The organism is Leucothrix pacifica, assembly GCF_003172875.1.
In the GTDB taxonomy this organism is placed as follows: Bacteria; Pseudomonadota; Gammaproteobacteria; order Thiotrichales; family Thiotrichaceae; genus Leucothrix; species Leucothrix pacifica.
Map to the genome: position 1 here is coordinate 132,989 of NZ_QGKM01000023.1, position 12,352 is coordinate 145,340.

The window sequence follows — 12,352 nt, forward strand, 5'->3', positions numbered from 1 at the left end:
AGCTGGGAGAGGGTCTAATTACTTCTTTATGGTGTCTCCACCCAGATAAACTCTTCACCCAACATATCAATAATTTTCACCGCAATACTTGCCTCTTTTTTCGGTGAACGCAGACGATATTCACCAACCACCAAATCCTTTTTACGCTCAGGCACATCACTGTGAACAACATTGAAAATCTCACCATTATAATCCGTGTCAATCAACACCGTATCCACCTGAGCACGCCAATCCGTAATCTGTGCGCGGAATAAGCCTTCATCTTTATTCAGGCGTTGCAGGATAGAGGGTGATAACACATCATTAATCGTGATCAGTACCACATCAGCACCAACACCGCATTTTGCCAGCGCAGAATCAACAGCCGGGCGTAATTTATCTCGGGTATCCGTATTGGGAAAATACAATGCCAGACGCGCCGGAGAACCATCTTTCAGGCTTACCGACCAATAGTCACGGTAAAAATCACTCACCATATAGTCAAGCAGGTGATCACCATCGTCCTCATCCAGCCCTATGGTACGGATTCCACCTGCCAGTTCTTTGAGAATACCATCACGGATACCTTGCCCCAGACCGTACCAAACCACCACGTCACGTAACGGTTGACGTTCAAAGTAAGGGGTTCCGGTCGTATTGATAACGACAATCAAGTTCGTGTTTTCGGCCAAAAAATCAACGGTGCGCCTTACTTTCTTAATCCCTTCGTCGTTAAAAGCCACTTCACCGGTTTCACGGTTTTTTTGCCACTTTCCTAATAGCTTCTGACCATAGGTGTGATGAGCCTCATCCGAGAAAATCGCCAGATTAGGCAAGGAGGCAATCGCCTGTAAACGCAGATTTGCTTCCTCAGTTTTTTGCTCCTCCTTCGTATCAAGTAACAGATTGAGTTGTTGGCTACTACCACGTGTATTAGTCTTCTGAATACGAATTTTTTCTGTATTGGTGACAACAATATTCCACTCACTACCCCATACAACGGGCAGTTCCCGCTCACCATCACGGGTAAACGTCAGTTTCACATTGGCTAAAAACGGCTTACACAAGCGGGCCGGTAAAACCTTATCAAATGGAATATCTGCAATTTCCCGCAACGATTCAATAATGGTTTTACCCGGCGCAAAAATCAGTGCATTTTTAACAAAGTCTGCTTCCGGGTATTCCTGTGCCATAGCAAACTCGGTCGCCACGATAGTACCCATAAGAATCGTTTTACCCGCGCCCATCGCCAGCGCCAGAATATAACTGGGGTAATTGAGTGTTAACGTCTCACGCAGGCTTTCGAGCTTGTACTGACGGACAAAGTCGTTATCCGTTTTGACACGCTCAATCACGTCATCCCAACTGGTGTCTGCAATCAGTTCAACAATATCAGGGTGATCTAAGCCAAGTGCAATGCGGCGGTCTTTTGCTTTGGGGAATAGCTGCTCATACAAGTCAGGAACAGTCGCAGTGTCTAACTCCAGACGTAGAAACCAGTAGCTTTCCAATGCTAAGAGTTGTGCACTTCTCAGATAACGTAGTTGTGGCGGCTCATCTTCTGTCAGCGCATAATGAAGAATCTCAGCAATCGCCGGATAGCTTTCATTAACATAACCTGAGTTTCGCCACTGCTCCACCCGCTCACTCAGTGCCTTATAAAGAAAATTCATTAAGGTAGTCGCAGTTAGTTATTAGCAATAATTTCATCACCGGGAATCACTTCACCATCGGGCACATTATCCAGAATTTTCCGAAAAGCCTTATGGTCAGCTCTGGCTGCACGTTGTTGAATCAAACTTTCAGCCTCCAATACAGCCAGTTTTTCCGCGATAGCACTAATAAATAACTGATTCATTGACACACTATCTTTTTTTGCTGTTTTCCGAGCCTGCTCTAACAGAGAGTCGGGTAAACGTAATGCATAATTTCCCATTTTATTGCTCCTGTCTTAAAGAATGTAAAAATTGTCCGGGTGTCAGTAACTCAATACCAAACTCACCGGGCGCATCACCAAAGTCTTTAACATTAAAAGTGACAATGGCGTCAGCCTGACCGTTTACTGCCAGCTCCAGCACCATATCGTCCTGAGGGTCAGATAACTTGGGTCGCCAGAGATAGAATATTGGGGTCTCAGTGCCCAGAGCACACAGCATATCCAGCACTATATCAATACTTTCCATACTCAACTGTGTGGCCTGTCTGTTTTCCTCTCGTTTTAAAACAGCTTCGTATTCCAACAGCAAGGGCACTGACAGCAAACAATCCAGCTTTCCCTGCTCCATCAGGCTCAACAACTGATACGATGCACTAGACTTAGAGCGCAACGCGGCAATAATAACGTTAGTATCAAGGACAATAATCATAATAAAATGATATGACATATGATATGACTAATCAAATTTTCATTCAATTTTTCTAACCCTAACTACTGTTTGACAGTCATTCAAAATTTAGATAAACAATATCATCTAGCAACGCTTGAGCTCCGACAAGCCACCCAATGCGCCACAGCCGCCAGCACCAGCAACACAATCACCGCCCCAAACACATAAACAATCCCCTGCGCTAATAACAACGGCATCAGCTGAGACACACTACTGGCCAGCATCAGCTGCATAAACCCCATCATGCCGGATGCAGTGCCGCGATTAGTACTGACACTACTCACCGCACCGGACTGCGCATTAGGCTGCACAAAGCCACGCCCGAACGTCAGCACGCCCATTGGCAGGAAAATCAGGCCAGCAGCAATATTGCCAGTCAGCAAGCTAAGAATCAGCACCGAGGCTGCCAGTAATGCCAGCACCAGACCAATGCGAATCATGCGGTCAAGCCCTAGCCGAATAGTAATGCGGGTACACACCAAACTGCCGCTAAAGAAGCCGATGGAGACAATCAAAAACCAGTTGCCATATTCCGCTGATGTGCCGCCGAGTTGATCGACGAAGATATACGGCATTATTGAGGCAAATCCGAGGTAGGCGCAGGTGATTAACGCACCGGTCAGGGCATAGCCAAGGTAGACGGGAGAGCGGAGTACGGTGATGTATTTTTTGAGTAATTCGCGCAGGCTAAAGGCTGATTTGTCCAGCTCCACACTGGTCTCGGTTAGTTTGCGCAGCATAATTACTGCGATCACGGTATTTAGCGCCAGTGAAAACCAAAAGATTGCCCGCCAATCGAAGAAGTGGTTGAGGTAGCCGCCAATGGTTGGCGCGATGGTCTGTGCAACAGCGATGGCCATGGTGATAAAACCAAGTAAGCGCCCTGCTTCGTTGCGGCTGTGTGCATCCAGCACCATGGTTCGCACCAGTACCAAGGTTGCGCCGCCGCCCAACGCTTGCAGTATTCGCCCGAGTATCAGCAGTTCTATGGTGGGTGCCAATGCAGCTAACACGCTCCCCAGCAAGTGCAAGCCCATCCCCCCGAGCATAAGCGGACGACGACCAAAGCGGTCTGCCATCACCCCACTAAGTAACTGTGAAACACCCAAGGCTGCCAGATACAGTGTCAGCGTCAGTTGCACCACGCTAATGCTACTACCAAATGCCCGCACCACATCCGGCATGGCAGGGTTAAACACGTTCATAGCAAACGGGCTGGCCAAAGCAATGGTGGCAAGCAGCCAGATCGATGGAAAGGCAACGGGGTTCATAGGCGGTATTCGCAAGTCATAGCAGGATGGTGAGCAGTGTTACTGGGCTGGGAATTATAGTCCTTGCCTGACCAAGAGTAGATAACTATCTGGCTTATTTACACGCCGCCTTATTGTGAAAAGCTTTCCGCTAGGAATACACTGAGCCTTTAACCGTAACCGTGCGCAGGCTTATACGATGAATAAATGGATATTTCTCTGCTTAGCAGTGGTGTCTGAAGTGATCGGTACTTCAGCCCTGAAACAAAGCGAAGGATTCACTAAGCTGTGGCCGTCGTTAATGGTGCTGGTTGGCTTTGGCTTCGCCTTTTATTTTTTATCAATTACCTTGAAAGTGATCCCGATTGGCATTGCCTATGCTATTTGGTCAGGACTGGGCATTGTGTTGATTTCACTGATTGGATGGTTTTGGTTTGGCCAAAAGCTGGATGCCGCAGCCATTGCCGGCATTGCTTTAATCGGTGCCGGTGTGCTGGTGATGAATCTGTTTTCAAATTCAATCGCTCACTAGCACGCCGGTTTAGCCCTAAGTACCTTCGGACTGGCGTTACTCAGGCTTGGTCGCCTGAATCATTTTCCAAAGCTTACCTATTGCTTCCCGTGAATCGCCACGCTCAGTGAAGTATTCGATGTGCTTATCCGCCGCCGCATCACGCGTTAAATCGATCCCCCACAGTGGATTGATTTCCTGCGGCAATAGTGAATAACGAATATCAATAACACGATCAGGCTTGTGTTTGTCCTGTGATATGTAGCCACCTGAGAACCAGCGGAAGCGTTCAATATCTTTGGCTTGTTGGGATTGTTTATCCAGCCATGGAAAGTCACGGTCAAGATCCAGTTTCGGGATCGAGTCACCTTGCCAGTAAACCGGCTCAGCAAAGCTGACTTTCACCGCATCCACATAGTAGTCTTTTTCGGTTTGATAAATCACTTTCCACACGACAATATTGGCAAAACTGGGTTTCGCTTCCATAGTGATTGGCGTGTGTCCGCGCAGCGCTGCCTGTTGGTAACCGGCTTCAATCGCCCGCTCATGCAAGGTATACGATAAACCGAAATACATGGCCAACCATGCCAAGGCGAAATAGACATACTTTCTTGCTTTACGCCTCGCCGCCAATATGATCAAGGCCAGAACTGGAATACTCACCAGCGGGTCAATAATCGAAATAATATCCCAGGCAAATCGGTGATCACTGAGTGGCCACAGCAGTTGTGTACCGTAGGAGGTACAACCATCCAATAAACCATGTGTGCCAAAGCCAATCACGCACCAGAGATACGTCTGCAAAAAGCTCAATCCCCAGCGCTTACCCAATAGCGGGTACAGCAGTAAACTACACAGCAAACCACCAATGGGAATAAACAACAGGGAGTGACTGAAATGACGGTGGAATTCCAATGCCAGCAAAGGGTCTGAATCAGAGCGAATCAATACATCCAAGTCCGGAGCCATGCCCGCAATCGCGCCAATCACAGCAGCTTTTGCTAAGTCTTTTGAGCGGCCTTGTGTTTGTGCGAATACCGCACCGAATGCACCTTGAGTAACGGGATCCATAGAGTTCCTGAAGTGATTTTTTGATGAGAACGGGTGAGTATAAACCGGATTGACGGCGCGAGACTAAAGGATTAGTTGAGCAGTTGCTCCATTAGCTCGTCACTTAAGGGCGCTGCCTTTTGCATATAATAACCCTGTAAACGCTCTACCCCGATGTCCCGGCAGTAATCATATTGATCAATGGTTTCAACACCTTCTGCGACAGCCGTTAACCCCAGATAATCAATCATCATAATTAACGCGCCGAATAGTTTTTTATTCGCTTTGTCATCCTGAGTTTTAGGCATGATGGAACGGTCCACTTTGATCACGCTGATAGGCAGTTTTTGCAAACCCGTAAAGGAAGAGAATCCCGTTCCAAAATCATCCAGTGAAATATCACACCCCAAATTAGCCACACGCCAAATGACTTTAGTGGTTAACTCTGAAAAGTCGAGTAAGGCTGTTTCGGTTATTTCAAACTCAATGAGTATGGAGTCAAGATTATATTGGGCTAATTTTGCTGAGATATATTGGTCTATATCATCCGTTTCAAGCTGAACTGGTGACAGGTTGATGGCCATTTTCAGTTGTTTACCAAGCTTCTTATTCCAGCTGGCTAATTCAGAAAAAGCCGTATCAATGACCCACTCGCCAATGGGTTGGATTAACTTTGTTTCCTCAGCAATCACAATAAATTCATCCGGAGAAACAGACTCGCCGTTGTGTTGCCAGCGCAATAACACTTCAAAGCCCCAAAGACGCCCGCCAGACTGGTCGAATACCGGTTGGTAGTGCAGTATAAACCCACCGGTATCAATCGCCCGGATTAAACCATTCTCCAGATCAATTCTGCGACGCATTTGTAGCTGCATTGATTCCTGAAAGAAACAGTACTGTTTGCCACCCTGCTTTTTAGCCCGGTACATGGCAATTTCAGCATCACGAATCAATTCGTTAGCAGTGTGTTTGCCTTGCTCATTTAAAGAAATCCCCATACTGACATTCATAGAGACTTTGACAGACCCTTCTAAAATAACAGGCTTTGAGGTGATCTGGAGAATTTGATTCACCGTGTGAAGTGCGGAATCAAACGCCGTGGTATAAGTGAAATAGTAGGCAAACTCATCCCCACCGAGTCTGGCCAGATAAGTGCCTTCCGGCAGCAATGATAAGATTTTTTGCCCGATATAGATTAAGGCGTGATCGCCCGTACCATAGCCCATGGAATCATTGATCAGTTTAAAGTTATCAATATCAATTAATACCAAACCCAGATTTAGATTATTTGTCGCTACGTTTTTTAAGGCGATGGCTAACACCTGTGAAAAGCAGTCACGATTTGCTAGTCCTGTCAGACTATCTTTTAATTCTAAATTCTTTTTTTCCTGAGTCGCCTGATGTAGGCGCAACTCGCTTTTAAAACGTGCTTTAGCAAATATGATGGAACGTTTTAATCGCGCTTCAGTAATATCAGACTTGATAATAAAGTCCTGCGCACCCTCTGTTATGCACTGCTCTGCCAGTGCATCGTCTTCAGAGTGACTCATCATAATGATGGCGGAACACTCTTCTTTAGGGCGTCCGCGAAATTCAATTAATAACTCAATACCATCACGCATCGGCATGGAGAAATCTAACAGAATCACGTCGAAGTTCGTATTGTCATAGCACGACAAACCAGCTTCAACGCTTTCAGCCTCAACAATGTTAAATGACTCATCGGACTTAGACAGCAGTCTTCTAATATGCTCTCTATCGACCTCATCGTCATCTACGACTAATACATTCATCTCATTTCCCAACGCATCGTTGCGTGTAGCCCGTGCCCAAGTCGAACATGCTCATCAGAAAGCTCATCACGATTCGTTTACCGAACGTGGCCAACGAATAATGACATTCGTCCCGCTGTCGCCGTCTGATTCTATTCGAACACTTCCCCCGTGCGACTCTACTATTTTTTTAACCAGCGATAATCCCATTCCGGAACCGCCGATTTGATCATTCGATTTAAGCCGCACAAACATATCAAACACTTTTTCTTTATAATCAGGGTGAATACCCGGTCCATCATCTGAAATAGTAAATAGATAATCATCGCCGTCCAACGAGTAATCTAAGCTAATAACCCCGTGCTTATCCTCGTTGTATTTCACGGCATTGTCGATCAGGTTTCTAAGGACCATTTCAAAAGGAATTCGCTGAATAGTAAATGGTTTATTATTAGCGATTAGTTTGAAGTCTTTAGCACCATCCAATAAGTCGATGATTGCCTGCCCTGACTTCTCTAAGTTTATTTCCTGTGTATCCGTATACGTAGAGCCCACTCTGGAATAAGCCAATAGATCATCTAAAAGCCGTTCCATTCGCATCACTCTATCATCCAGTAAATCCAGATGACGTTTTGAGGCAGCGGGTAATATATCCTTACAATCCTCATAAATCCAATCTGTCAGGCGGCGAATACCCGTGAGTGGGGACTTAAGATCATGCGAGGCAGCATAAGCGAACTTATCCAGCTCTTTATTGGCGCGCATTAATTCCAGATTTTTTTGATGCAATTGACCTTGTAGCTCTTTTTCAGTTTCTATATTTAATACACTGGCTACGATATAACGCACATTACCTGACTGGTCTTTCGCTATTCTTGCATTTAATAGTCCCCACAACAAATGCCCGTCTTTATGCCTGTATTGTTTTTTTAGTGAAGTGATGCCATCAACAACCGCCCCACCCATATCATTGATCATTTGTTGCGTCTTAGGTTTTAACTCATCAGGCGCCAAATCCAATACATGCATAGTTCGCATTTCTTCAGAGGTATAGCCTAACCAATTCGCCATCGCATCATTAGCGTTCAAAATATTCCCAAACTTGTCCTCGATCAAGTGACCAACCGGTAATGCTCTGGTGGAGGCCGCCAGCAATGACTCCTGCTCGCTGAGGTTCATTGCACTGGTGATGTCTAAGTTCGCTCCTAACATGCGCACGGGTTTATTATTTTTATCATGAATGATTTTACCGCGTGAGCGCATCCATACTGTCGAGCCATTCTTATGACGAAACCGTATGATCTGGTCATAAGGATACATGGGGTCAATCAGGTGATTCTGCAGATTCTCAATCGTCTTATCGTAATCATCCGGAAAAATGTGCTTCTGCCAGGCTAATGATTCCTGAGGCATGCTGTCATCGTCATAACCAAGCGCGTACCAAAAACGAGAATCCATCCACTCCTCTTCGGGGTTTTCCAGATTCCAATACCACACACCGTCTAATGAGCTGGTCTGGATAAACTCGAAGATATCAGGGTCTTCCCGGACTAATTGATAGAACTCGTTTCTTAGCCTCTGCTTCATACCTACTCTCGTTAGTGTGGCTACGGATTAGCAACATCAATCAAATAATGATTTCCGGTCGCAACAGGTGTACTTCGTTGGCTGGCGGTTTTTGAGCTTTCAATAGCTTCACGCATATCCTCAATCAGCGGTTCAGCACTGGCAAAGTAACCATGCCCCAACTCTAATATGCCGAAGCCATCGACTTCGATCGTTTCGATATCAGAATACTGGTATACCGGCGGCACTACACCCACTCTGTCAGCCTTGTGTAACCAACGGGAAGCCGCCACTGCTCTATCATTTCCGGAAACATACAAGGTGCGGTTTTCATATTGATGAGGAAACTCAGCAGTTTTATCCCGAAACGTTCTGACATCCTCATCCGGTGCGCAAAAAAACACCTGTCCCAATTTAAGCTCCGGATATCCTTTAGCCATTAAACGCTCCAAAGCCGCGATAAACCCCCGATTCCCCATACTGTGCACAAACACATGGACACGCTCGGCCCCTGAGTTTTCACATAATTCCTGCAAAAACTGTGCGATGTATTTCACACTGGCACTAATGGTCGCTTCATCCGCCGGGTAGTCTGAGACATTGCCCCGGGATGGCCAGCTGTAAAACGCTATTTCACCCGGTAACTTAAGGTCGTAACCGATTTGAGCGGCGCGCACCGCTGCTTCCTCAAATGACACATTAAAGCCATGAATCAAGGCAAAGGCGTTGCGCTCTCCGGGCTTCCACCAGTGTGTTAGCTTGTGTTGAAAGCCAGCCCAAAAGTCATCCTTTGGTATAGCATGCGCATTATGCACCTTTAAGGTGTCATCTTCTTCTAAACGAATCCAACGTCGCCACCAGGCTGTTCCTGTTGAGCCCGGCTTATGGCTCTTGGGAATAAACACATTACAGACACCATAAGTGAGTGCTTCAGCAGAAAGGTCACTGGAAAAGTCCTGATCAATCGACTCGATGTTGGTTGGCAATCGATTGGTAGCAAACCAGACGCGCACCAAACGTTTATCAGGATCAGACCATCGTGACGGGTGTTGCGCCGGACCAGACCTTGAGATACCTTTGCTAACGGTCCCTTGCTGAATGGCATGCGTGAGCACCGCAAACAGCATTTTACAAAATTCTACGTAATCCTCTTCCAATAATAAATCGCGCAGTTGTAACAAATCATCTGAAGCCGCCAACTCCTCAGCACTGCTGATTTTGTTGGCCTCAATGTCTTCTAATAGCGGTTGCAGATCAATCACCAGATCCGGGGAGAATCTGGCAACAGGATCATTACTACGCTGACAATCTGTCGAGCCTAAAGGCTTGTTAGCAACAGCACCATAGAGCGTAACGCCAACCGTTTCTGATTGTGGGTTATTATCAATATAAAGGTGATAAGCTTTCATAATTATCCATGGCTGTCTTGTATTAGGATTGTTAGCGCAGTAGCTTTTGTATCTCTCGCTGCACACTCACAGCATTATTGATAGCGCCCCGAATCGACCGGCAATCAACGGTGCGATAGCGTTCTGGCTTAGACCAGTCCAGCGACGTGATGTCTTTGAAGCGAGTGCTCTCGACACCATTACTGACCTGCTCACCTTTGGCCTCAATGAGACCACCTTTTACTAAGCGGTATGCCACCTGCTCTGTCCCAACATAGCCTTCCACCATATAGGTGTGGTTAGCGATGATCTGGTTGCCCTTTAGCGTGCCTCGCAAATACCCTCTGCCACCATCTTTTTCATGTGGCTCCCAGGCGTAATAACCACTGACCTGATCGCGATTTATGCTTAACTGTATACCTGTCAGATCATTACCTTGCTTTTGACTGTAGCACTGGGTGCTTGTACCTGGAATCGGTGATGCAGCCATTTTGGGGTTCTGCTTCACACTGACTAGGATACTCTCTTGTACGTTTGCATTACCCACAAAAATACCTTTAAGCGTGGTTTGTGCCTGTGCTGCAAGAGTTTTATTGGCAAACGGTCCGAAGTTCACCCGATACAAGATTTGGCCCCCTCTGTTGACCGAGGTCACAACGGTTTCAAAACCGTCTTTTGCAAAACTATTTTTCAGCGAATTCGCTTTATTCTTGTCCGATGTTGTGATGACTTGCACATAGTGCGCTACTTCAGTTTGCTGAGTAGGCACTGGCATACGTTGCACCATTTGGCTGGTTTGCTGCACTTGTTGTGGCGCAGGCTGTGGTCGTGCGGGCGGACGTTGAACCACTGGTGCTGACGTAGCTTTCTTAACGCTAGCAATGGCTTTATCTTCCAGACATTGCTTTAAAAAAACCTGCTTACCCTTGCTCTGAATGCTCACGATTCGTTTGTTTTGCTTGTCCGTATCAACCGACAAACAACCACAGGAGTAGCCGTAAATACCATTGACTCTTACGTACTCATTCGGAATAACATTTGGAAGGTTATCAATGGATTGCGCCGCTACAGAGTAGCCACCGGGCGTGGAAATTTCCCAGCGTGCATCCTTGTCCGTTATCCACCACGTTGCAGGGCCCGGATTTTCAATCCAACCACAGCGATATTCCGCTGCGGACGCAGAAAAACTCAGGCTCATCAGACCTAATCCCAGCATCAGTGTGATGCTTCGTGACGTATATTTTCCAAGCATTCGGTATCCCCCTATGAATGAAAACTAATCATAGTTCAGATACTGCGAGATGTTTAGAAAAAACACGTTATTTAGGACAAATCGTTAAATTTAACATAACATATATTATGGCGCACTAAACTCGGAAATATTCGTTTTTAAATAACTCAGTATTGGCCTCTTTAGGCGGTGGAAGAAAGCAGAATATTGCGAAGCAAACATCGGGAGAAAGTGTCGCAAAGCTGGTTGAGAATTTCTTTCGCATGAAACTGGATATGCCGGATAAAAAAATGGCGTGACCAGTTACCTGATCACGCCACCCATCTTGCAGTTAAACAGCGCTTCTAGGGGCTGCTGTTAATCCACAGGATCCTTGCGTTATGCCGCGCGAACTGTCGCTTCGGCTTTTTGCTCAAGGCTTACTGCTTTATCGCCTTGGTTAATTGCAATCGTCTTTGGCTTCATTGCCTCAGGCACTTCTTTAACCAAGCTAATGGTTAACAGCCCGTTTGACAAGTCTGCGCATGTTACTTCGATATGATCCGCAAGGTTAAACTTACGCTCAAAGGCACGATTTGCAATACCCTGATGCAGGTACTTACGCTCTACATCATCAGTTTTCTTGCCACCGCGAACGGTGAGGACACCTTTTTCGACGGTGATATCAAGATCACTCTCTGCAAAACCTGCGATCGCTAGTGAAATAGCGTAGCGGTTCTCTTCGAGCACCTCAATGTTATAAGGGGGATAGCCCGTGCTTGCGGAATCCGTTCTTAGCGCATTATCCAATAATGACGCCATACGGTCAAAGCCGATGCTATTACGGTAAAGTGGTGATAAATCGATCGTGTTCATAACATATTCTCCATTAGAAGCTATACGAATTAAATGATAGGTTTACCGGCAAAACACCCAGAGAGTCGAAGCGCCGGTGAAATAAATCTAGGGTCATCTAAATTGTTTTCAAGAGAATTAACGAAAAATTTACATTACGGTACTCAACTCAGATTATAGAGGTTAATCTATGCTGATAATGGCGTATTGGCCTCTGACTTTTGTTAACCCGATAAATAACTTTTAATCTTAACTGATGTTACGCAGTAGAAGCTCTTAAGGCCTTTAATTCTTTAAAGGCTTGCTGCAGCGCTTTTGTATAAAGTCGTGTTTTCATGGCGAACTTATTCAGTCCTTGTTTCATGCTGAGTCCTTCTAATCTGG

At 46.0% G+C, this 12,352-nt stretch carries 11 protein-coding genes and 1 pseudogene; 1 reads left to right on the forward strand and 11 read right to left on the reverse strand.

Translation table 11 applies throughout. The features are described 5' to 3' along the window. Positions 1–26: 26 nt before the first annotated feature. From DKW60_RS10265 to DKW60_RS10280, 4 genes are all read right to left on the reverse strand, one after another. Positions 27–1,652 carry a DEAD/DEAH box helicase family protein gene (locus DKW60_RS10265; RefSeq protein ID WP_109837558.1) on the reverse strand — a complete coding sequence of 542 codons (1,626 nt, stop codon included), beginning with the start codon at positions 1,650–1,652 and terminating at the stop codon, positions 27–29. 14 nt (positions 1,653–1,666) lie between these two features. After that, positions 1,667–1,915 carry a toxin-antitoxin system HicB family antitoxin gene (locus DKW60_RS10270; protein ID WP_109837559.1) on the reverse strand — a complete coding sequence of 83 codons (249 nt, stop codon included), beginning with the start codon at positions 1,913–1,915 and terminating at the stop codon, positions 1,667–1,669. A 1-nt stretch (position 1,916) separates the two neighbouring features. Then, entirely contained in the window at positions 1,917–2,363 is a 447-nt protein-coding gene (locus DKW60_RS10275) for a putative toxin-antitoxin system toxin component, PIN family (RefSeq protein WP_219988707.1), read from the reverse strand. Between the two features lie 83 nt (positions 2,364–2,446). Then, positions 2,447–3,637, reverse strand: a complete 1,191-nt coding sequence (locus DKW60_RS10280) for a multidrug effflux MFS transporter (protein WP_109837560.1) — start codon at positions 3,635–3,637, stop codon at positions 2,447–2,449. Positions 3,638–3,815: 178 nt separating this feature from the next. Between DKW60_RS10280 and DKW60_RS10285 the strand changes: the two genes are divergently transcribed. Then, on the forward strand, positions 3,816–4,148 hold the full coding sequence (locus DKW60_RS10285) for an SMR family transporter (RefSeq protein WP_109837561.1): 333 nt from the start codon (positions 3,816–3,818) through the stop codon (positions 4,146–4,148). Between the two features lie 36 nt (positions 4,149–4,184). Here the strand turns inward: DKW60_RS10285 and DKW60_RS10290 are convergent, their stop codons facing one another. From DKW60_RS10290 to DKW60_RS24655, 7 genes and pseudogenes are all read right to left on the reverse strand, one after another. Continuing rightward, the gene (locus DKW60_RS10290; RefSeq protein WP_109837562.1) at positions 4,185–5,198 is read right to left on the reverse strand and encodes a metal-dependent hydrolase; all 1,014 of its coding nucleotides are present in this window, start codon (positions 5,196–5,198) and stop codon (positions 4,185–4,187) included. A gap of 71 nt (positions 5,199–5,269) precedes the next feature. Next, entirely contained in the window at positions 5,270–6,970 is a 1,701-nt protein-coding gene (locus DKW60_RS10295) for a putative bifunctional diguanylate cyclase/phosphodiesterase (protein ID WP_109837563.1), read from the reverse strand. 66 nt (positions 6,971–7,036) lie between these two features. Further along, positions 7,037–8,536 (reverse strand): sensor histidine kinase, encoded by a 1,500-nt coding sequence (locus tag DKW60_RS10300; RefSeq protein WP_109837564.1) that lies wholly within the window; start codon positions 8,534–8,536, stop codon positions 7,037–7,039. Positions 8,537–8,556: 20 nt separating this feature from the next. After that, positions 8,557–9,924: an alpha/beta hydrolase gene (locus DKW60_RS10305; protein ID WP_109837565.1), complete on the reverse strand. Its 1,368-nt coding sequence runs from the start codon at positions 9,922–9,924 to the stop codon at positions 8,557–8,559. A gap of 31 nt (positions 9,925–9,955) precedes the next feature. Beyond that, entirely contained in the window at positions 9,956–11,155 is a 1,200-nt protein-coding gene (locus DKW60_RS10310) for a DUF4087 domain-containing protein (RefSeq protein WP_109837566.1), read from the reverse strand. A 357-nt stretch (positions 11,156–11,512) separates the two neighbouring features. Further along, a complete protein-coding gene (locus DKW60_RS10315; RefSeq protein ID WP_109837567.1) occupies positions 11,513–11,989 on the reverse strand; it encodes an Hsp20 family protein in 477 nt (158 codons plus the stop codon). Positions 11,990–12,227: 238 nt separating this feature from the next. After that, a pseudogene (locus tag DKW60_RS24655) lies at positions 12,228–12,352 on the reverse strand (IS701 family transposase); the annotation flags it as partial.

Coding starts and splice junctions, on each gene's coding strand:
- DKW60_RS10275 (WP_219988707.1), bottom strand. CDS start 2,363: ATGTCATATCATTTTATTATGATTATTGTCCTTGATACTAACGTTATT.
- DKW60_RS10305 (WP_109837565.1), bottom strand. CDS start 9,924: ATGAAAGCTTATCACCTTTATATTGATAATAACCCACAATCAGAAACG.
- DKW60_RS10310 (WP_109837566.1), bottom strand. CDS start 11,155: ATGCTTGGAAAATATACGTCACGAAGCATCACACTGATGCTGGGATTA.
- DKW60_RS10270 (WP_109837559.1), bottom strand. CDS start 1,915: ATGGGAAATTATGCATTACGTTTACCCGACTCTCTGTTAGAGCAGGCT.
- DKW60_RS10285 (WP_109837561.1), top strand. CDS start 3,816: ATGAATAAATGGATATTTCTCTGCTTAGCAGTGGTGTCTGAAGTGATC.
- DKW60_RS10280 (WP_109837560.1), bottom strand. CDS start 3,637: ATGAACCCCGTTGCCTTTCCATCGATCTGGCTGCTTGCCACCATTGCT.
- DKW60_RS10265 (WP_109837558.1), bottom strand. CDS start 1,652: ATGAATTTTCTTTATAAGGCACTGAGTGAGCGGGTGGAGCAGTGGCGA.
- DKW60_RS10295 (WP_109837563.1), bottom strand. CDS start 6,970: ATGAATGTATTAGTCGTAGATGACGATGAGGTCGATAGAGAGCATATT.
- DKW60_RS10315 (WP_109837567.1), bottom strand. CDS start 11,989: ATGAACACGATCGATTTATCACCACTTTACCGTAATAGCATCGGCTTT.
- DKW60_RS10300 (WP_109837564.1), bottom strand. CDS start 8,536: ATGAAGCAGAGGCTAAGAAACGAGTTCTATCAATTAGTCCGGGAAGAC.
- DKW60_RS10290 (WP_109837562.1), bottom strand. CDS start 5,198: ATGGATCCCGTTACTCAAGGTGCATTCGGTGCGGTATTCGCACAAACA.